This is a genomic window from Sphingobacterium siyangense (genome assembly GCF_007830445.1).
In the GTDB taxonomy this organism is placed as follows: domain Bacteria; phylum Bacteroidota; class Bacteroidia; order Sphingobacteriales; family Sphingobacteriaceae; genus Sphingobacterium; species Sphingobacterium siyangense.
The window spans coordinates 123,865-144,545 of sequence record NZ_VLKR01000002.1 but is presented as its reverse complement, the minus strand read 5'-3'; the positions used below and the strand labels follow the sequence as shown (position 1 = coordinate 144,545).

At 39.7% G+C, this 20,681-nt stretch carries 15 protein-coding genes; 11 read left to right on the top strand and 4 right to left on the bottom strand.

The window, feature by feature from the left end; all coding sequences use genetic code 11:
- Positions 1 to 204: 204 nt before the first annotated feature.
- The 7 genes from IQ31_RS02925 to IQ31_RS02895 all read left to right on the top strand — a co-directional run bounded on the left by IQ31_RS02925 (position 205) and on the right by IQ31_RS02895 (position 9,909).
- Complete coding sequence (locus IQ31_RS02925; RefSeq protein WP_088162106.1) at positions 205 to 1,308, top strand: sensor histidine kinase; 1,104 nt, start codon at positions 205 to 207, stop codon at positions 1,306 to 1,308.
- Positions 1,308 to 2,069: a LytR/AlgR family response regulator transcription factor gene (locus tag IQ31_RS02920; protein WP_145327058.1), complete on the top strand. Its 762-nt coding sequence runs from the start codon at positions 1,308 to 1,310 to the stop codon at positions 2,067 to 2,069. The genes IQ31_RS02925 and IQ31_RS02920 overlap by 1 nt, the downstream gene beginning before the upstream one ends.
- 242 nt (positions 2,070 to 2,311) lie before the next feature.
- Positions 2,312 to 3,430, top strand: a complete 1,119-nt coding sequence (locus IQ31_RS02915; protein ID WP_088162107.1) for an efflux RND transporter periplasmic adaptor subunit — start codon at positions 2,312 to 2,314, stop codon at positions 3,428 to 3,430.
- Between the two features lie 118 nt (positions 3,431 to 3,548).
- Positions 3,549 to 6,710 carry an efflux RND transporter permease subunit gene (locus IQ31_RS02910; RefSeq protein WP_145327057.1) on the top strand — a complete coding sequence of 1,054 codons (3,162 nt, stop codon included), beginning with the start codon at positions 3,549 to 3,551 and terminating at the stop codon, positions 6,708 to 6,710.
- A gap of 1 nt (position 6,711) precedes the next feature.
- The gene (locus IQ31_RS02905; protein ID WP_145327056.1) at positions 6,712 to 8,148 is read left to right on the top strand and encodes an efflux transporter outer membrane subunit; all 1,437 of its coding nucleotides are present in this window, start codon (positions 6,712 to 6,714) and stop codon (positions 8,146 to 8,148) included.
- Between the two features lie 291 nt (positions 8,149 to 8,439).
- Positions 8,440 to 9,309, top strand: a complete 870-nt coding sequence (locus IQ31_RS02900) for a DMT family transporter (RefSeq protein WP_145327055.1) — start codon at positions 8,440 to 8,442, stop codon at positions 9,307 to 9,309.
- A 234-nt stretch (positions 9,310 to 9,543) separates the two neighbouring features.
- Positions 9,544 to 9,909, top strand: coding sequence for a VOC family protein (locus IQ31_RS02895; protein WP_046674543.1), 366 nt, complete (start codon positions 9,544 to 9,546; stop codon positions 9,907 to 9,909).
- 72 nt (positions 9,910 to 9,981) lie between these two features.
- Here the strand turns inward: IQ31_RS02895 and IQ31_RS02890 are convergent, their stop codons facing one another.
- The 3 genes from IQ31_RS02890 to IQ31_RS02880 all read right to left on the bottom strand — a co-directional run bounded on the left by IQ31_RS02890 (position 9,982) and on the right by IQ31_RS02880 (position 14,139).
- The gene (locus IQ31_RS02890) at positions 9,982 to 11,208 is read right to left on the bottom strand and encodes a DEAD/DEAH box helicase (RefSeq protein WP_046674542.1); all 1,227 of its coding nucleotides are present in this window, start codon (positions 11,206 to 11,208) and stop codon (positions 9,982 to 9,984) included.
- 201 nt (positions 11,209 to 11,409) lie between these two features.
- On the bottom strand, positions 11,410 to 12,597 hold the full coding sequence (nhaA, locus tag IQ31_RS02885) for a Na+/H+ antiporter NhaA (RefSeq protein WP_145327054.1): 1,188 nt from the start codon (positions 12,595 to 12,597) through the stop codon (positions 11,410 to 11,412).
- Positions 12,598 to 13,158: 561 nt separating this feature from the next.
- Positions 13,159 to 14,139, bottom strand: coding sequence for a hypothetical protein (locus IQ31_RS02880; protein ID WP_145327053.1), 981 nt, complete (start codon positions 14,137 to 14,139; stop codon positions 13,159 to 13,161).
- A 272-nt stretch (positions 14,140 to 14,411) separates the two neighbouring features.
- Here IQ31_RS02880 and IQ31_RS02875 point away from each other — a divergent pair, with 272 nt between their 5' ends.
- Entirely contained in the window at positions 14,412 to 16,037 is a 1,626-nt protein-coding gene (locus IQ31_RS02875; protein ID WP_088162112.1) for an ABC-F family ATP-binding cassette domain-containing protein, read from the top strand.
- 129 nt (positions 16,038 to 16,166) lie between these two features.
- Here the strand turns inward: IQ31_RS02875 and IQ31_RS02870 are convergent, their stop codons facing one another.
- Positions 16,167 to 17,153 carry an endonuclease/exonuclease/phosphatase family protein gene (locus tag IQ31_RS02870; RefSeq protein ID WP_145327052.1) on the bottom strand — a complete coding sequence of 329 codons (987 nt, stop codon included), beginning with the start codon at positions 17,151 to 17,153 and terminating at the stop codon, positions 16,167 to 16,169.
- A gap of 203 nt (positions 17,154 to 17,356) precedes the next feature.
- Here IQ31_RS02870 and IQ31_RS02865 point away from each other — a divergent pair, with 203 nt between their 5' ends.
- The 3 genes from IQ31_RS02865 to IQ31_RS02855 are packed head-to-tail and all read left to right on the top strand — an operon-like array spanning position 17,357 to position 20,662.
- A complete protein-coding gene (locus IQ31_RS02865; protein ID WP_145327051.1) occupies positions 17,357 to 18,532 on the top strand; it encodes a glycosyltransferase family 4 protein in 1,176 nt (391 codons plus the stop codon).
- The gene (locus IQ31_RS02860; RefSeq protein ID WP_145327050.1) at positions 18,520 to 19,521 is read left to right on the top strand and encodes a lysylphosphatidylglycerol synthase transmembrane domain-containing protein; all 1,002 of its coding nucleotides are present in this window, start codon (positions 18,520 to 18,522) and stop codon (positions 19,519 to 19,521) included. Before IQ31_RS02865 ends, IQ31_RS02860 begins: the two co-directional genes overlap by 13 nt.
- Before the next feature lie 49 nt (positions 19,522 to 19,570).
- Positions 19,571 to 20,662, top strand: a complete 1,092-nt coding sequence (locus IQ31_RS02855) for a glycosyltransferase family 4 protein (RefSeq protein WP_158638783.1) — start codon at positions 19,571 to 19,573, stop codon at positions 20,660 to 20,662.
- Positions 20,663 to 20,681 lie beyond the last annotated feature (19 nt).

The window sequence follows — 20,681 nt, the reverse complement described above, 5'->3', positions numbered from 1 at the left end:
AAACAGAACATCCGAATTTCATAAAAAATTATATTCTGATATGCCAAGGCAAGATAATCTATCGGCCTTCGTCAATATACGTCTGAGTACATCAAATTGATATTTCAGTCGGGGCTTTATACGCTTCAGCAGAAATTTGTCGTCCAATACTAAAAGGAATTACGAAATTTGCATAGATTTCACCGATACATATAAGTTAAAAGAATGCAGGATATAGCGATCTATAAAAACGATAAGACTCTAATTAGTACAAATAAAAAAAGGCTGATATTTACCTTTCTGTCCTTTCTGCTTATTTATCTCGTCGCCTATATTATTGATCCTTTCTCGAGTTGCTGGGATGGCTATTTTAAACGGAATATGTTCGAAATACTCGGTGAATGGACATTTACGATCATTTACAGCTTTATCATTTCCGAATTTAGTATCATTGTCCATGACAAGCTTAATAAGTTCTTAACTTGGAAAGATAGTCCGACAGAGCGACTTCTACTTGAAACCGTCATCAACCTTTTTGCAGTACTCTTTATCAATTTACTGCTGGAGTACCTGATTTCAAAATATTATTTTGGACCTCAAAATGTTACTATAGCCCCATCTTTGGAGGAAAAAAGGGGGATGATTCAAAACATTACAATCAGTGTATTGATTGCGCTCATGATAATGGGGATCAATATTGGTAGTCATTTGATCACTAACTGGAAAAATGAGTCCATGCGTGCGGCAAAGCTCGATCAGGTCATTCTTGAAACAGAACTTCAATCGTTAAAATTACAGATCGACCCCCATTTTGTCTTTAATAACCTGAGCGTGCTCTCAGAAATCATCCTCGAAGACCAACAATTAGGCTATGAATATGCAGAAAACTTCTCCAAAATATATCGCTACCTTCTTGTCAATTCCAAAAAGGACATTATCTCACTCGACGAAGAACTCAACTTTCTAAATTCATACATATTTCTCATCAAAAACCGATTTGGCGATGGCGTAAACTTCGAAATAAACGTCAATCCCGCCAAACGCAATTGCCAATTACCTCCCCTTACCTTACAATTATTGGTAGAAAATGCATTAAAGCATAATCAGACAAATAAGAAAAAACCGCTGAAAATAAAGGTATACACCAACTCCCAGAATCAACTTGTTGTTGAAAATATATTAATCCCTATTGAGAATGTATCCGAATCATCGGGAATCGGGATTTCAAACATCATTAAGAGATACGATTTGCTATCCAACTTAAAACTGCAAATAAAGAATGATGGCAAAACATTTAACGTTATCCTCCCACTTTTAGCGCAAGCATAATGAATATAACCAAAGTATTAATCATCGAGGACGAAAAACTCAATGCCGATCGTTTAAAACGACTTTTGAAGGAAATAAAGCCATCCATCGTTATTTTAGATGTGCTGGATAATATCGCTGATAGCATCAACTGGTTCAATGGCAATGAACTTCCCGACCTCGTGATGATGGATATTCGTCTATCCGATGGTTTAAGCTTTGAAATATTAGAGACTATAAAAATAGATTGCCCAATCATATTTACAACAGCATTTGACGAATACGCTGTGAGGGCCTTTAAATTCAATAGCATAGATTATTTGCTTAAGCCTGTAGAAAAAACAGAGCTGGAAAACGCCATCCAAAAACTTGACTATCAAAAAGATCTCCAGATCCACCAACAACCGCTTCAAGGTTTATTGGATTTTATCTATCCGAAAGATTTTCGCTCACGCTTTCTAATTCCATTCAAAGACGGCTATAAAACCGTTCTTGTTGAAGAGATATTATACTTCTACTCCGAATTTAAACTTACCCATGCGCAACTCAAATGTGGCACTGTCGAAATTGTCCCTCAAACAATGGAAGAACTCGAACAGCAATTAAATCCAAAAGTATTTTTTCGCGCCAACAGGCAATTCATTGTGCATATAGATGCGATCAAAAGATTACATAACCACTTCAACGGAAAACTAAAAATAGAAATTAAAAATAACGATCAAGTGGAAATCCTTGTGAGCAGAGAAAAGGCTCAACTGCTAAAAAATTGGTTAGACTATTAATATTAAAACTGATCCGCTTACTCCTTTTTTCGTCAGAAAGGTAAAGTAAGTTTTTCGCGATGAAGAAGGGGATGTCAATCGGTAAGACCAATATCTCCAACACAATTGGATCGGATCATTTAATATCGTAAAATTCAGATCATCACTGATACGTTTCAGTAAGCAATTGTAACGTCTCGGTAGATTTCTTTGCCTTATGGCTTAAAAGAATTCTTTTCTTTGTTTCATTATAAAATGATAAAATGGCACAAAGAACGATGACTTTAAAACCTTTCCTTACACTTATTACAGCAGCAGCATTATTATCGTCCTGTGGAGGCAACCAAGAACAACCGCAAGAGCAGGCAGTTACTGTTGACTTTATCGAATTATCTCCTACCCACGCGGAGACCGAAAAAAAATATCCTGGTACATTAGAGGGGACCGTCAACGTCGATGTCAAAGCGCAGGTAACGGGGTATCTCGAGCAGATTTATGTCAAAGAAGGAGACTATGTATCCCAGGGTCAACCCCTTTTCAAAATAAAAGCTGATGTCTACAACGAACAAGTAAACAACAGCAAGGCAGCTTACCAAGCTGCTTTATCGGCAGAACAAAACGCGAAATTGGAGATTGAAAAAATCAAACCACTTGTTGAGGGTAAAGTGTATACCGAATTACAGTTAAAAACTGCAGAGGCCAATTATGCCGCAGCTAAAGCGCAGGTAGCGCAAGCACAAGCTGCACTCGGTTCATCTCAAATAAATGCCAAATTTACGTTGATCAATGCGCCAGTGAGTGGTTATATCGGCCGTATTCCTAATCGGATCGGAAATTTAATTACCGCAGCAGATGCGACACCTTTAACAACGCTATCTGAAATCAATACCGTAAATGTATATTTTTCATTGAGTGAGGCCGATTTTATAGCCTTTATCAAAGATCATAATAACAAAACATCCAATCAACAAGCAACGCTATTACTGGCTGATGGAACAGCATACAACCATTCGGGGAAAGTAGAGTTAGCTAGTGGTAACATCGACAGAACAACAGGAAGCATGGCACTTAAAGCAAGTTTCATCAATCCCGAAAAAATTCTCCGTTCGGGTGGCTCAGCAAAAGTAATCTTGAAAAAAGCGCATGAAAACGTATTGTTGGTACCTATGGCCGCTGTAAAGGATATTCAAGACCGCTATTTCGTTTATGTTATTGGTGAGAAAAATAAAATTTCCATGAAACAGATTGAAATTGCAGGTAATACAGCTAACGCCTATTTACTAAAATCGGGACTCACAGCTGGTGAAAAAATCGTTATGAATAGAATTGACATGCTTAATGATGGAATGCAAGTTCAACCGACTAAAAAATCCACCATGTAACAAGAATAGCAGGTATAGCAAAAGCTGAACTGCTCAAAGAAAGGCAACAAGGCTATACATTCAGTATTCACTTTTGAAAAAAAAACGATACTAAAAGCTTTATAAAATTTAAACTAAAATGTTAAAGAAATTTATTGACAGGCCAGTTTTGGCAACTGTTATATCTATCATATTTGTCATACTGGGGGTCATCGGTCTTTTTAGGTTGCCTCAAACGCGATTCCCGGATATCGCCCCGCCCACGGTTCAAGTTACCGGAAGCTATCCCGGAGGAAATAGCGAAACAGTATTGAGGTCAGTTGTTACACCCCTTGAAGAGCAAATCAATGGTGTGGAGGACATGGAGTACATTACATCTACTGCAAGTAATGACGGTACATTCTCTGTACGCATTGTCTTTAAAGCAGGTGTAAATCCAGATCAGGCAGCCGTAAATGTGCAAAACAGAGTACAACAGGCTACTCCTATCCTGCCACAGGAAGTTGTCCGAATGGGATTAACGACCTCCAAGCAACAAAATAGTATGATCATGATATTTAATATCTATACAGAAGATAATAAAAAATATGATGAACTATTTTTACAGAATTATGTGAACATCAACTTGATCCCGCAGATCAAGCGTGTACCTGGGGTAGGTCAGGCCATGGTATTCGGTTCCAAAGACTATTCGATGCGTGTATGGTTGAATCCGCAAAAAATGGCGAGTTATGGACTTGTGCCACAAGAAGTCATTGCTGCAATTTCCAAACAAAGTTTGGAATCTGCACCTGGAAAATTAGGGGAAGAATCAAAAGCACCACTGGAATATGTCATACGCTATAAAGGGAAAAAGAACCTTCCTGAACAGTATGAAAACATTATCGTCAAAAACAATAACGTTCAGATCGTACGCTTAAAGGATGTGGCACGTATCGAGTTTGGCTCAATTAGTTATAGTGGTAATTCGCAAAATAATGGCCTCAATACCGTTACCATTGGTATATTCCAGACATCAGGCTCCAACGCCAATGAAATTGAAATCGGAATCGACAAACAGATTGAAATAGCGCAACGCTCTTTCCCTCCTGGGATCAAGATTTTTAAATTGATCAGTACCAAAGAACGCTTGGATGAAAGTACGGCACAAGTACGTTCGACATTGATTGAAGCCTTCATATTGGTTTTCCTCGTTGTATTTTTGTTCCTACAGGATATACGGTCGACTATTATTCCAGCAATCGCAGTACCAGTAGCTATCGTAGGTACGTTCTTCTTCCTGCTGGTGTTTGGCTTTACCATCAATATATTGACGTTATTTGCCTTAGTACTCGCCATTGGTATCGTTGTCGATGATGCAATTGTCGTTGTCGAAGCAGTACACGGAAAGATGGAGACTTCCAACTTAACCGGCAAGCAGGCTACCCATAGTGCCATGAGTGAAATCACAGGAGCTGTAATCTCCATTACCTTGGTTATGTGTGCAGTTTTTATTCCCATTGGATTTATGACAGGTTCATCGGGCATGTTTTATAAACAGTTTGCCTATACCCTTGTTATCGCCATTGTGATCTCTGCGATCAATGCCTTGACTTTAACACCAGCACTCTGCGCATTATTGCTTAAAAATACGCACGCCGAAAATCACGATGGGCTGAGCCCAAAAACAGGATTTTCTCAACGTTTTTTCAAAGCGTTTAATGCTGGCTTCGAAAACATGACCAACCGATACGTTGGTTCATTAAAATTCCTGGCAAAGAAAAAATGGATTTCGGCACTTTTGATCCTAGCGACAATTGGCGTTGCCGGATACCTCATGACAAGCACTTCCAAAAGTTTTGTACCAATGGAGGATGATAACTTTGTTGTATACAGTTTGGAAATGCCCCCAGGAACGGGACTTGATCGAACCACAAAAGCAGTAGAAAAAATCGAAAAACTACTTGCCGATATCCCTTCTATTGAAAGCCATACAAGTATTACTGGATTCAATATGATCGGTAACAACTCCAGCGCAGCCTATGCAACAGGATTTATACGCCTGAAAGATAAAAAGAAACGTGGTGAGATGAACGATATCGATCAGATTCACCAAGTGATCTCGCAAAAATTATCCAGTGTCAAAGAAGGTAACGCTATGGCCTTCCGCTCCCCTCCTGTTGATGGTTATGGTATGATGAATGGCGCGGAACTCGTTTTGCAGGACAGGGCTGGTAAATCGCCGGTAGAGCTCAAAGCAATGTCCGACTCCGTTATTGCGCAGATTATGAAACAACCCGGGGTGCAGTTTGCTTATACCATGTTCAGAGCAGATTATCCACAGATGGAGTTAGAAGTAGATGAAGACAAAGCTGCCCAACTTGGCGTAGATGTCAGTGAAATGCTTTCGTCCGTTCAAACTTACTTTGCGGGTGACCAATCATTGAATTTCAATCGTTTCGGTAAATTCTATCGGATAGCAGTTAAAGCGGATGGCATCTATAGAACCGATAAAGAAGCCTTCAACGAAATATTTGTCAAGAATAATCTTGGCCAAATGGTTCCGGTGAACACTTTGGTTACACTTCGTAAAGTTTATGGTCCTGAGTCGGTAACTCGTTATAATTTATACAATTCACTCACGATAAACGTGGTTAGTACACCTGGTATCAGTAATGGTGCGATCATGGAAACATTGGAGAAAAATGTATTGACCAAATTACCGGGAGACTATAGCTACGAATGGACGGGACTTAGCTTGGAAGAGAAGTCTTCGGGCAATCAGACTGTGCTTATCCTAGCATTAAGCTTACTATTTGTATATTTCTTACTATCAGCACAGTATGAAAGTTATTTATTGCCCCTTGCCGTCCTGTTATCAATCCCAACAGGTATGATCGGTTCTTTCCTAGGAACACGTGCCATTGGATTGGACAACAATATCTACGTCCAGGTCGGCTTGATCATGCTCATCGGTCTTTTGGCAAAAAATGCCATTTTGATTGTTGAATTTGCTTTACAGCGGAGAAGAGCAGGCTCCTCACTCATTGATTCGGCTTTAGAAGGCGCAAGAGCTCGTCTACGCCCAATCTTGATGACTTCATTGGCTTTCATTGCGGGTATGGTCCCCTTGATGTTTGCGACCGGCGGAACGGCTACAGGTAACCATTCCATCAGTACCGGAGCAGCAATGGGTATGTTAAGCGGTGTTATCCTTGGGGTAATTATTATACCATTACTGTACCTGGTGTTCCAATATTTGCAAGAAAAAGTTTCGGGTAAAAAGCTTACGGACAATACAGTACACAATACAAACGATTAAAATGAAAAGATTTCATCACTATATAACAATTTTTGCAAGCACTACCCTGTTGTTGTCCGCATGCAGCGTGGGGAAAAAATACACACGTCAGGAGATAGCAATGCCCGAAAATTTCAAAAACAGCGAGGTTGTCGTAACATCTGATACGCTACAACTATCCTGGCGTAACTTTGTACAGGATCCCTTGTTGACCTCACTCATTGAGAAGGCATTATCCAACAATACAGACGTCAATGTTGCACTCCTCAACATGCAACAATTGGAACTCGCGTACAAGCAGTCTAAGAAAGGGTTACTGCCAACAGCTGATTTAAGCGTTGGAGCGAATAGAACCTGGTTATCGAGCAACTCCTTGAATGGCTCGCTGAGTGACCAATTTATCGGGACACCTTATATGGACGATTATAGTGCCACGCTCAGATTGTCTTGGGAAGCCGATATCTGGGGAAAGGTAAAAATGCAAAAAGAGGAATCTATGGCCAATTTTTTTGGCCAAAAGGAAAATTTATCGGCTCTGAAAACCCGGGTTATTGTACAGGTCATCCAGTCCTATTATAATCTGATTGCTTTGGATGAGCAGCTTAAGATTGCACAAAGAAATGTTCAATTGAGCGACAGCACACTGAATATGATACGTTTGCAATACAACTCATCACTGGTCAGTTCGCTTGCCGTGGAGCAAGCCGAAGCTCAGAAGAAAACTGCTGAATTGTTGATTCCCCTAGCCCATCAAAACATGGCTGTAGAAGAAAATGCACTGAGCATTCTTTGCGGAAGTTTCCCTCAGGGCATTCAACGTACAGCAAGTTTAGATGATACGATTGTTGGAGACGGACTTGCTACAGGGGTGCCGGCCGAACTCTTGAGCCGCAGACCAGATGTCAGAGCAGCTGAATACGCGGTTGTGGCTGCCACAAGCAGAATGGGACTCGCCAAAGCGGCGATGTACCCTTCCCTAAGCTTGACACCATCCATTGGTACAAACTCCATTCAATTTAACAAATGGTTTGATCTACCGGGTTCGATTGTGAAAACAATAGCGGGGAATATTGCACAGCCAATTTTCCAGAAAGGTGCTTTAAAAACAAACTATGAGATATCAGTCATCGAACGCGAAAAGATAGCATTGAAGTTTAAACAGTCGGTTATGGTTGCAGTTTCAGAAGTTTCTGATGCCTTGGCAAAAATCAAACATACGGAACAGCGCCTGCAACTTATCCACGCCAAATCAAATGCCCTCGCCAAAGCCACCGCTGATGCAGCCTTACTTTATAAAAGTGGGATGGCAAACTATTTGGAAGTGATAACTGCCCAAAACAATGCGCTCCAAAATGATTTGGAACGTATTACAGTAAAACGGGAAAAGCTCAACGCAGCTATAGATCTTTATCGTGCACTGGGTGGCGGAACAGATACTTTACCGCCAAATACGCCATAGAATCACAAAATAAAGGCAACTGACTAAATATATGCCCCTAGAACCAAAGACTTTCTAGGGGCTTTTTCATTCCTTTTTTGCAGCTGCGCCCAAAATTTCCTATCTTCGGGTAAATACAAATATGATGAATAGAACGAGTTGTCTTCCCCCTCCAATAGCGTAATATTTTTTCTCTATATTACTGAAGCCCAATACCAGAAATGGACCGATTTGCTGTGCTTCTTATTTACGATCAATTTTATTATTTAACACCTTTCGTCCTTCATGGACGGAACCGGAAGACAATTTCTTATGAAACATTCATATTTCATGCTGCACCTTGCTGTGCTGTGCCTGGGACTATCTGGCGTATTTGGAAAAGCGATTTCACTCAACGAGGGGATACTCACATGGTACCGTGTATTTTTAGCTGCCGTTATCCTATTTTTTATTCTAAAATGGTATAAAATACCTACCGATTTTACGTTCAAAGAGAAACTACATATTGCAAAAAATGGGCTACTATTGACAGCATCCTGGCTATTATTCTATGCTAGCATCAAATATTCAAACATTTCCATCGGCGTGATCTGCTACTGTATGGCAAGTTTTTTCACCGCTATTTTTGCACCGATGATCAATAAAACGAAATTCAGATTGTCTGAACTTCTGTTGAGTGGACTTACGTTGTGTGGGATAGCACTGATATTTCACTTCGATACCTCACACCAGCTTGGCATAGTCTTAGGGATAATTTCTCCGGCTTTTGCCTCACTCTATGCGGTTCACAATGAAAAATTGACCAAAAAGTACAACGCAATATGCATTAACTATTATCAAATGATCGGTGGAACAATAGGGCTGGCATGTCTACTTCCTTTTTACATTCAGCACTATCCAATCAGCACTTTCATTCCCGATGCCCTGGATATTTTCTATCTGATCATCCTATCTTTATGTTGCACTGTGGGAGTCTATCTCGCATTTACAGAAATCTTAAAGAAGATATCAGCATTTACATTGAACTTAAGCTTAAATCTTGAGCCAGTATATGCTATTTTGATTGCATTTTTACTTCTTAATGAAGCAAGAGAATTAAACCTATCCTTCTATGTTGGACTGTTTTTGGTTGTTTCATCTGTGTTATTGCAGTATTGGATCAGTAGTAAAAAGAGCGCTTAACAACCTCCATTCATTTCCCAGTCTAACGAAGATTGGGAAATGAATATTGTTTCCTCCTTGTGCCAAGCAGGTAGCCCCGATAAACAGGTAGCCCCCAAAAAACATGTTGAAAAGAAAAATGTGTGTCATTTTCAACAAAGCCTTATATTTATGAAACGGTTCGGGTTTTAATTCCAAAACCGGCACAACCGGTCAAGCAATTTATTATATATACATTAAATAGATAGTTCCGTTATGAGCAATAGCAGTACAGAAAACAAATTTGTCAATCAGCAGATCCAATACCTTGAGTTTGTATCAAGCGACCTTGAACGTGCCAAAGCATTCTACTCAACGAGTTTCGGTTGGGAGTTTACGGATTACGGACCAGCATATACGGCTTTTGGCGGAAAATATGTTGATGGTGGTTTTACACTTGGTGACCCCAGAAATGGCAGTATTCTCGTCGTTATCTATGCCGACGATCTGCAGGCTACGCGTGATCAGGTTATCCGTGCTGGCGGGACTATATTAAAAGATATTTTTAGCTTTCCCGGAGGAAAAAGATTCCAGTTCCAGGATCCTGACGGATATGAATTGGCCGTATGGACTGTTGAATAAAAGTTGAATACAGTATATACTCAAATACAAAGCCCCCATATTTTTCTCATATGGGGGCTTTGTATTTTAAAATCAGGCTCTTTTAGCTTTCTGATAGTTTTTATTTTTATTCCTATTGAAACGCTTCTTCTTATGCTGTGGATTCTTTTTGGCAGGATTATAAGTAGGTCCCGCTTCAAACCCCTCTGGCAATGGAAGTTGTTCAATCGGATAACCTATTAAATTCTCGATCTGAGCGAAACGGTTTTGGTCTTTCTCATTGACAAAGGTAATGGCTGTTCCTGTAGTTGCTGCCCGCGCAGTACGTCCAATACGGTGTACGTAGTCTTCCGGATCCGGTGGAACATCGTAATTAACGACCAAACTGATCCCCACCACATCGATACCGCGAGATATCACATCTGTCCCTACCAGTACCCGTACCTGACGAGACCGGAATCTAGCCATGATATCTTCCCGTTTCGACTGCTCGAGATCCGAATGGAAACCTTCCGCATCAATCCCCTGCTTCTGTAATTCCTGAGCGAGAAGTTTGACTGTAGTTTTTTGGGATGCAAAAATAATAACAGATACATAGTTGGGATCCTTCAGTATATTCTTCAGAAGCTCCATTTTCTGTTGATCATAGGCAAGATATACACGTTGATCTATCCCTTCCGAAGGTTTAGAAATGGCAATATTGACTTCCACAGGCTCTTGCAGAATTTTTCGGGCAAAAGACCTGATCTTCATCGGCATCGTCGCCGAAAACAAAAGCATCTGCTTTTTCTTCGGTAGATAACTTACAATACGTAAAATATCGTCTTGAAATCCCATATCCAGCATACTATCGGCTTCATCCAAAACAAAGTGCTTTAAATGAGAGAGATCAATCTTCATGGAGGTAAGATGGCTTATCAACCTTCCCGGCGTAGCAACAATAATATTTACCCCCTCTCGTATGGCCCGTTTTTGCTGTTCATACCCCATACCATCACCACCACCATAAATGGCTATGGATGTTGCACCCGTATAATAAGACATGCCCATAATCTGCTGGTCAATTTGCATAGCAAGTTCCCGGGTCGGAACAAGGATAATAGCGAGGATAGATTCCCTTGAATTCCGTGCTATTGCATCGAGGATCGGCAACATATAAGCTGCTGTTTTACCTGTACCTGTCTGTGCACAGGCAATCATATCTTTTCCCTCTTTAATAATCGGGATGGTCTGTTCTTGGATCGGCGTAGCCTCCTCAAACATCATACTTTCTAAACCTTCTTCCAAAGCTGGAACAAAGCCAAATTCATCAAATCTCAACGTATTGTTTTTATTGTTGTGCCCTAAATTACTAAATCTAATTCATAAAAGTCTAAAATTAATACCTATAGCTCGTTATCCGCTTTCAAATAGATGTCCAGATAGGATTAATCCATGAGAGAATCAGAAATAAATTTGACCAAAAACAACTGTCCTACATATTCCTGTAAGCCAAGCATACGACTGCTATCTATTCAAAATCTAATCAATAACCTCTGTTTTCTTTGCGGCTGACACTGCGCTCAAAACAACATAGCCTAGCAAGCCAGCGCATAAAGAAGCGATCAGAACCGCGAACTTTGCTTCTTCAATCAGCATGCTATCATCAAAAGATAGTATCGAGATGAAGATCGACATCGTGAAACCGATTCCCCCCAACAAACCTACACCAAAAATCTGTTTCCAGCCAGCCCCTTCCGGTAATTGCGCAATCTTCAATTTTTTAGCAATAAAACAGATCAAAAATATCCCAATTGATTTACCAGCGATTAGGCCAAGGATAATACCGATCCCCAATTTTGAAGTCAAACCACCAATCATTTCCCCATGGATTGGAATAAGCGTATTCGCAAATGCAAACAAAGGAATGATAATGAAATTGACAGGTTTGGTCAATAGATGCTCAAGTTTTTCCAAGGGAGATTCTTCCGCATCCGGTGTTGTCGGCAGCGTCATGGCCACCAGCACGCCAGCTATTGTTGCATGAATACCCGAGTGGTGAACAAAGTACCAAATAAATAGTCCCGGAATCAGGTAAGCCCATATCGCTTTAACGCCCAATTTATTTAACACGATCAAAAACAGAAATATACCTAAAGCAATAAATAAATAGGTCGCATGAATACCATTGCTATAAAAGATCGCAATAACCAATATGGCAAGTAGGTCGTCAACAATCGCTAGCGCAGCCAAAAAGATCTTAAGACTGGCAGGTACCTTATTTCCCAGAAGCGTGATAACTGCTAAAGCAAATGCAATATCCGTTGCCATAGGGATTCCCCAGCCGTTTGCAGTATCGGTTCCCTGATTTAATGCAAAATAAATGATGGCAGGCAAAAGTGCTCCACCAACCGCAGCCAAAATGGGCAGAATTGCTTTACTTGGCGATGAGAGTTCACCCTCTACAATTTCACGTTTTATCTCGAGGCCCACCAGTAAAAAGAAAATCGCCATCAAACCATCGTTGAGCCACAACAACCACGAATATTTTAAATGAATATGATCGCTCTCAAAGCCTACTTCCCGGTTCAGAAATTCCATTACACTGGCATACAATGATGTATTTGCTACGATCAATGCCAGAATAACACAGGAAAAAAGTATAATTCCGCCTGCAAAGCTGGATTTTAAGAACTCTCTAAAGACAGTTAAATTGATAAGTTTTGACATGATTTGAATATCTAAAAACGCTTACAAAGGTTCACAAGATACGATTTTTAGGACCATTTACCGAATTCCCTAAACAATATCCGGAGCTATATCCAATGTAAAAAAGCTGAATTAGCTGTGTTTTATCAGTGGTAAAGCTCCTCTCCTATCCTTTTATTTTTCGAACCTAACGAATCAAATGTGAGAAACAGACATTATAACTTAAAATTTCATAAAAATCTAACTTATTTTTTACCGAATTAATTTGACTTTGTTGCAAAAAATACTTAGCTTGCTACTATAGTTAATAAACCGTTTATTATGTGCAAGAAGTGGATTTTCATGGTGCTTCTTTTCGTAGCAAATTTTACATATGCGCAGACGACAGAGGATAAAACCCAACATTCAGGTTCCCATTACATTATTTTAGCAATCATCGCTATCATTGTCATTGTTTATATATTATACAGGAGGCAAAAGAGGAAATTTAATGAATAAGGGAGATCAGTAGATCTCCCTTATTCATTAAATTTCCTTCCATATCCCCTTCACTTCCCATCAAACTTTCAATGACTCGACATATTAATCACGAATCGGTTCATTCGTTTGTGCTAATCGTTGCGACCCCGTATTTGCCGGACAGGCAATATCATCTGTTGCATCGTATACAAGCTTCTTACCATTCAACTTTGTAATCAGTTCTTGAGGGACATACACCTGAACTTTAGTAACCGCATAACCACTTGGATAATAACGAACATAATAACCATCAGGATGAAGCGTCCAAATACCACTTGGCACGTCCGTACGAGGCTCAGCCATACCAGCTAAGATCGCATATTGTTCAAAATCAGCGTACGAATAGTTTCCTGAGGAAACGAGCTGCCGAATATTATTTTCTGCTTCAAAGATTGTCTGTACTGCCGGTGGCATCTGGTCTTTTGCCTTTTGGACAACGTCAAATGGCAAAACGCCGAGTGCACCACCTTCCAAATGTAAAATTTGTTCAGCTGTAAGCAATTTTAAAGCTGTTTCTTTCACCGGACCCGAATAATCAATAAATTTTGTCTTCGCAATGATCGTCCACAATAGCATCTGTATATCTGATTGTGCAACTTCAGGATGCTTTTCAGCGCTTTTCAAAATTGCAATGACCACGTCTCTCTTCTTGCCTAATGTAGGTGCATACATATATCCATCACCTTTCGAAGGCGCAAAAGTACCCGCTTTCAAGCAATAACTCTTATTGGTCATTTCAAAATGTCCAGCCTCCAATAAGTAACCATCATTGCCATTCTTTTGCAAATTTTGTAAAGGTTTATAAACAGCCGTATTTTGAAAATCTGGCATTTGCTCCCCTTTCCTATTTACATCTTCAAAACTTGTACTAATCGCTTCGGGCTCTTTTAAAAGTTTATCCAGCCCAAGTACCTTGCTTCCCTTGGAAGCAACGGCTTTGCTTGCCTTATCCAATAGCCCTCCAAATTGAGCCGAGGCTCCTTGGATATTAAATAAAAAAGCAACTGCAAGTATAACGACACCCGTTATTCTATTTCTTTTCATAATTGATTTCATTTCAGCTCTTGTCCACAAAAAAGAAGCCAATTTAAATCACCAGCACAATATTTATAATTTATTAATTCATAATTTGCACACATTGCTGGATTTCACGCTTCATTTCAAAGATCCTCTCCATCCATTGAAATTTCAGCGCATACAGGTTCGCCAAAGAAGCTAAAAACAGTTGATTTCCCCAACATTACTCTCTTCAATTTCTCCTGAAACTGATCACCGTAAATAGTTAAAAATACAATATTAAAACGTATCTTTGCAGCATGATTAATGTGTCAAATCTCTCCCTTCGTTTTGGTAAACGTGTACTATTCGAAGATGTCAATCTAAAATTCACACCTGGAAACTGTTACGGTATTATTGGCGCTAATGGAGCAGGTAAATCTACTTTCTTAAAAATTATCTCAGGGGAAGTTGATCCTTCGACAGGTTCAGTGGCATTCACGCCAGGCGAACGCATGTCTGTTTTAAGTCAGGATCACTATGCTTTCGATGAGTTTACTGTTCTTGAAACTGTCATGATGGGTAACCAAGAGCTTTACAAAATCATGAAAGAGAAAGATGCCATTTACATGAAAGAGGATTTCTCTGATGCCGACGGCGAACGTGCTGGCGAACTGGAAAGTCTTTTTGCTGAAATGGATGGATGGAATGCCGAATCTAATGCCGCAACTTTATTGAGCAGTTTGGGCATTAAAGAAGAACTACATTATAAGTTAGTTTCTGAAATTGACGGTAACCAAAAAGTCCGCGTACTCTTAGCGCAAGCATTATTTGGCAAACCAGATATTTTGATTCTCGATGAGCCTACCAATGATTTGGATATTAATACCATCGCATGGTTAGAGGATTTTTTAGCGAGTTACGAGGCAATCGTCTTAGTTGTATCCCACGACCGTCACTTCTTGGATGCTGTATGTACGCATACGGTGGATATTGATTTTGGTAAGATGACAATCTATACGGGTAACTACTCGTTCTGGTACGAATCTTCTCAATTAGCGTTAAAGCAACGTTCTGATCAAAACAAGAAAATGGAAGATAAAGTGAAAGAACTTCAGGAATTTATCCGTCGCTTCTCTGCCAACGCTTCCAAATCCAAACAAGCTACTTCTCGTAAGAAAGCATTGGATAAAATTAATATTGACGAGATTAAACCGTCCAACCGTAAATATCCTGCCATCATGTTCAATACCATGAATCGTGAACCAGGAGATCAAACGCTGCAAGTCGAAGGATTAAGCAAAACGGTCAATGGTGAGGTATTCTTCAAGGATATTACCTTTATGATTAATAAAGGCGATAAAATCGCTGTTCTAGGTCCAAATTCATTGGTTACCACAGCATTTTATGATATTATAACTGGTAGAGACACCGATTTCAGTGGCGAATTCAAATGGGGCGTTACCATCACTCCTGCCGATATGCCGATTGAAAATGCCGCATTCTTCGAAGGAAAAAGTGATAATTTGGTCGATTGGTTGAGAGACTATACAACTAACCCAGAGGCAGACGAACAATTTATACGCGGATTTTTAGGGAAAATGTTGTTCTCTGGAGAAGAAGTTATGAAGAAAGTATCTGTACTTTCAGGGGGAGAAAAAATGCGTTGTATGTTTTCTCGCATGATGCTTCAAGGTGCCAACTTCCTAATCTTTGATGAACCAACCAACCACTTGGATTTGGAATCTATCACTGCATTGAACAATGGAATGTCTGATTTTAAAGGATCAATGTTGTTCACATCCCGTGACCACGAATTGACTGAAACTGTTGCAAATAGAATCATCGAATTGACGCCGAAAGGTATCATCGACAAATTGATGACTTACGATGAATACATTAATAGCGATGTGGTGAAAGCACAACGTGAAGAAATGTATAAATAAGATAATTTATCCCAATTTAATAAAGGCTCCATAATTCATTTTATGGGGCTTTTTTGATGCGCAATAAAAAAGCACTGAGGGGTTCAGTGCTAATCGCGATTGATATGAAAGAATTGAGAAAGTTTTACTTTATTGAACCGAAGGCTTGACAACACGCCAACCTAATTGTAAGGACACCGCACAATGGTCGGATAAATCCTGTCCCTTTTCGTTTTGAAAAAGCTTTTTTTGAACCTGATAATTCTTTGCCTCAAATAGCAAATGATGGTTATTGCGATAGTAAATTTTATCAATACCTTCGCAATCCTCTGTCAACTCCAATGCTGTTTTCGCTTCAAAATTCACTTGATGCCCAGGAATATTACCTTTATTGCGTAAACTTACCCATGCATCTACCAAACCTAAGTCCTTCTGAAAAGAACCGATGTTATCCAGCTCATAAGCATAATGTGCATTAAAGTCGCCCATAATCAAAAGTGGTCTGTCAGCCGAATACTTTTTAATATAGGCCTTTAGCTGATTCATATTCTTCTGCCGGGCAATCGTTGCATTCGGATCATCCTGAGCAGTCGCATGTACATTATAAACATCAATAAATACGTCTTTGGCCAATTGAATTCGAGCATAAGAAAAGCCTTTTGGAGTCAGACAATCTGCACCATTGCAATCAGTCCAGCCTACCCGCTCAAACTCAACAATAGGATATTTTGAAAGTGTGCTCAGTCCGTCCCCAAAAGGTACCCCTCCCATATTTGCCGTTCGGTAGCTATGCTTATTTTCGCTGTAGAGGAACTTGTTGTAGTTAAAATCTTCCTGCACATTGACAATATCAAACCCATTGATCCGATTGCCGATCGACGTAATACTGGAAGACCGCTCGGTTACAGCACTGGAAATCAATTCAGGAAGGCCAGCTATATTGTACGTTAACAAATTTAGCTTTCCGTAAGTCGCTTCCGGCATAGCTGCATACACAGCATTACTGAGCTTTGGCTGTTGTTTTGGCTTCAACTTAAAACCCAGCATAACACCGGCAGACGCACAAATAAATAAGATGACAATCTTTCGAAAACCCTTAGGTCTAATTTTTTTTTCGAACAATAGATCTAATAGCATGGATTGAATATTTCGTTCACTCCAAAGCTACTGCGCCAACATTAGCTCTATTATCATATTCAATTAATTCTATTTTTAATAATTATGCACAAATTATTAAAAACTAATAATTTATAAACACTATAATGACAAAAGGTTAATACCTGCATAGCATAGGAGTTACAGCTTTCAGCTATTTTTATACAACCCCTAATAAGAATAACATGAGAAAGGTAGCCTTCTTTACAGAGATACTCGTCGAGGATTTTGACGGTGCATCACGGACAATGTTTCAGCTAATAAACCGTATAGACCAGCAGAAATTCAACTATTTTTTTATTTATGGTGGCGGCCCTACGCAATTTCGCAATTTTCATTCTTACAAGGTACCCACGTTCAAAATACCGGTCAACGACGATTATTGTCTCGCTATTCCTCAGCTTATTAAAAAGAAACTTGAGCTCGCCTTAGATAAATTTGCTCCCGACATGATCCATATTGCAACGCCTTCGCTTTTAGGCTTTTTTGCATTAAATTATGCCAAACGAAAAGGTATTCCTGTCCTTACGATATATCATACACACTTCATTTCATACATTGCCTATTATTTCAAAAACATACTCCCCTTGGTCAAGCCAACTGAACAATGGATGAAAAAAGCAATGAATAACTTTTATAACAAATGTGATATTGTCTATGTACCCACCAAATCTATTCTAAACGAATTACAGCAGATCGGATTACAACAAGAAGGATTAAAACTGTGGCAAAGAGGAATAGACACAGCCTTGTTTAACCCCAATAAAAAGAATCTATCTCAGCTGCAGACTATCACAAAGAATAACAAACCAACAATCCTCTTTGTCAGTCGTATCGTCTGGGAAAAAAATATTAAAACGCTTATCGAAATCTATCAACAGATACAAGCTCAGAATCTTAACTATAATTTCATTGTTGTCGGTGAAGGAACAGCCAAAATAATTGCAATGCAAGAGATGCCTAATGCCATTTTCTTAGGAAAGAAAAGCCATGATGAGCTTGCAATTCTATATGCTTCGGCAGATGCCTTTGTTTTTCCGTCGGTCTCAGAAACGTACGGAAATGTCGTTGTCGAAGCATTGGCATCCGGACTTCCTTGTGTTATCGCCGATGGTGGGGGTTCGGCTTCCTTGATTCAGCACGGGAAAAATGGATTTAAGTGTCAACCTGAAAATGCAGCTGGATATGTTTACTACCTCAAAAAAATTCTCTCTGACGTGAGCCTAAAAAAGAATCTCATCAATGAAGGTCTATCCTATGTCGGACAACTGGATTGGAATAGACTATCTGGGTGCTATTTTAATGACATTGAACTATTGATTGACAAAACACAGGAAGTCGATTTGGCATGGGCAAACTAACAAACCCAAGCCAACTCATCAAAGGTATTTTTCTATTTTTGATTCTGGCGTCCATAACTGTCTTTTTAGCGAAAAGCGACTTAAATGCCTTGAAAAAAGAGCTCTCCTCCGTTGGTTATCGCTTTATAATTATTTTGTTTACGACTTTCGCGGCCTATTTTGTTGGCACATTAGCTTGGTGGATATGCTTGGGCTCCGCAAAAAAGAAGGTCAATCTGATCGAACTCTTTGCCATCCGTCAAATCGGGGAAACCGTTGGACTATTCAACCCTACAAGCATTATAGGTGGTGATTTATTAAAGGCACAATTGATAACCCGTTATGACATCCCCTTAAAAGAAGGATTGAATTCAGTTGCAATATCCCGTATTACCGCCGTACTGTCTCAATTGACACTCTTTTTGATTGCGATGCTTTGGTTGGTATTTTCTCCCTTAAAAAATGAAATTATACGCTACGCAGGCCCGGTAATATATATTATCTGTCTATTTTTGTTCCTTTTGATGATCCTGATATTTTATTGGTTAATGGTTGCAAAAAGTCCCTCGCAAACCAAGGCTTCAACAGCAACACTTTTTGGAAAAGCAAAAGCGCATTTTCAGTCACTACTTTGGAACGTAAAAGACTTTTATCGGCATCAAAATAAGGTTTTTTGGTATTCTTACTTACTTTTTGCACTACATTGGATTATTGGCAGCCTTGAATTCTATTATATTCTAAAATTTTTGGGTGTTGCAGTACAACCAATACATGGTTTAATAGTAGATATGAGTGTCATTGTGCTGAAAAGCATCGGTGCTTTTATTCCAGGGCAACTGGGTATTGAAGAAATCGCCAATAAGCTCCTACTCCATATGATCGGTATTACTGGGGGTAGTATTTGGCTCAGTGCTTCATTATTACGTCGCGGCCGACAGCTCATCTGGGTAGCGTTGGGTTTTATATTTTATCTATGCATCAAAAGGAAACCAGTACATGTATCCATCTGAAATAGAAATACTATTTGTCAGCCACAAATATCCCCCAAGTGTTGGCGGTATGGAAAAACAAAGCTTTGAACTGATCAATACTGCGGCTCTTTACTTGAAGGTACACACCTTAGTCTATGACAACCGGGAACCTCTTTTAGCTTTCTTCTTCCAGCTGAATCGCCGAATTCTAGCCAAAATTAACGATAACCCCGGCATCAAGCTTATTCACTTTAATGATGGTTTAATTGCGTCTTTAGCCTCTTTTCACAAAGGATATTCCCATTTAAAACGAGTTGCCACGCTTCACGGACTGGATATTGTATTTCCCTTTCGCTATTTTCAACGTAAGATCATACCGCGGTTTAATACATTTGATCAGCTTATTGCGGTTAGCCAAGCTACCGCCGACGCCGCCCAGTTACGTGGTATCGATCCATCCAAAATTATTGTTATACCCAACGGTGTAGATCCGATACACCACTCCACTGCAAACAATGAATCAGCCTGCCAAAGCAAGCCCTATTTTATCACTTTGGGACGCCCTGTTAAACGGAAGGGCTTCTCGTGGTTGATGAAACATGTCATTCCCGCTATCCAGGGTGATTTCAAATTACTGATGGTAGGTCCATTCGATCACGAGCCTACATGGAAAGAACGCCTATTGCAGCTTATACCCAAAAAGATAAATCATTTAATCACCTTATTCCTCGGATTTCCGACCGATCAGGGGGAGATCAGAAAATTACTGAAAGCGTACCCCGAAAAAATTGAACATCTTGGAAAAGTGCCATTCGAACAACTACAAAGCCTCTTGACCAACGCACAGGCCTTCTTGATGCCCAATATTGAAGTGCCCGGAGATATGGAAGGCTTTGGGCTCGTCTGTTTGGAGGCTTCTACAGCAGGCACCATTGTTGTGGCCGCCGAATTAGAAGGAATTACAAGCGCCGTGACACATAATTGCAATGGCCTGCTCCTGGCAAGCAAAAACCAAAATGCATGGATTGAACAACTTCAAGCCATTTTAGCAAATCCAGTCCATTATAAAAGCCTGAGCCTACAATTTAAACAAAATACCCTAAAACAATATAGCTGGGATATTATGGCCAGATCCTATTGTCAATCATTTGCGGACTTAATTACAGCAGCAGGCCAATAATTGACAGTAACACTTCATA

Coding starts and splice junctions, on each gene's coding strand:
- IQ31_RS02895 (WP_046674543.1), top strand. CDS start 9,544: ATGAGCAATAGCAGTACAGAAAACAAATTTGTCAATCAGCAGATCCAA.
- IQ31_RS02860 (WP_145327050.1), top strand. CDS start 18,520: ATGGGCAAACTAACAAACCCAAGCCAACTCATCAAAGGTATTTTTCTA.
- IQ31_RS02900 (WP_145327055.1), top strand. CDS start 8,440: ATGAAACATTCATATTTCATGCTGCACCTTGCTGTGCTGTGCCTGGGA.
- IQ31_RS02870 (WP_145327052.1), bottom strand. CDS start 17,153: ATGCTATTAGATCTATTGTTCGAAAAAAAAATTAGACCTAAGGGTTTT.
- IQ31_RS02865 (WP_145327051.1), top strand. CDS start 17,357: ATGAGAAAGGTAGCCTTCTTTACAGAGATACTCGTCGAGGATTTTGAC.
- IQ31_RS02880 (WP_145327053.1), bottom strand. CDS start 14,139: ATGAAAAGAAATAGAATAACGGGTGTCGTTATACTTGCAGTTGCTTTT.
- IQ31_RS02875 (WP_088162112.1), top strand. CDS start 14,412: ATGATTAATGTGTCAAATCTCTCCCTTCGTTTTGGTAAACGTGTACTA.
- IQ31_RS02925 (WP_088162106.1), top strand. CDS start 205: ATGCAGGATATAGCGATCTATAAAAACGATAAGACTCTAATTAGTACA.
- IQ31_RS02905 (WP_145327056.1), top strand. CDS start 6,712: ATGAAAAGATTTCATCACTATATAACAATTTTTGCAAGCACTACCCTG.
- nhaA (WP_145327054.1), bottom strand. CDS start 12,597: ATGTCAAAACTTATCAATTTAACTGTCTTTAGAGAGTTCTTAAAATCC.
- IQ31_RS02920 (WP_145327058.1), top strand. CDS start 1,308: ATGAATATAACCAAAGTATTAATCATCGAGGACGAAAAACTCAATGCC.
- IQ31_RS02855 (WP_158638783.1), top strand. CDS start 19,571: ATGGAAAAACAAAGCTTTGAACTGATCAATACTGCGGCTCTTTACTTG.
- IQ31_RS02910 (WP_145327057.1), top strand. CDS start 3,549: ATGTTAAAGAAATTTATTGACAGGCCAGTTTTGGCAACTGTTATATCT.
- IQ31_RS02915 (WP_088162107.1), top strand. CDS start 2,312: ATGGCACAAAGAACGATGACTTTAAAACCTTTCCTTACACTTATTACA.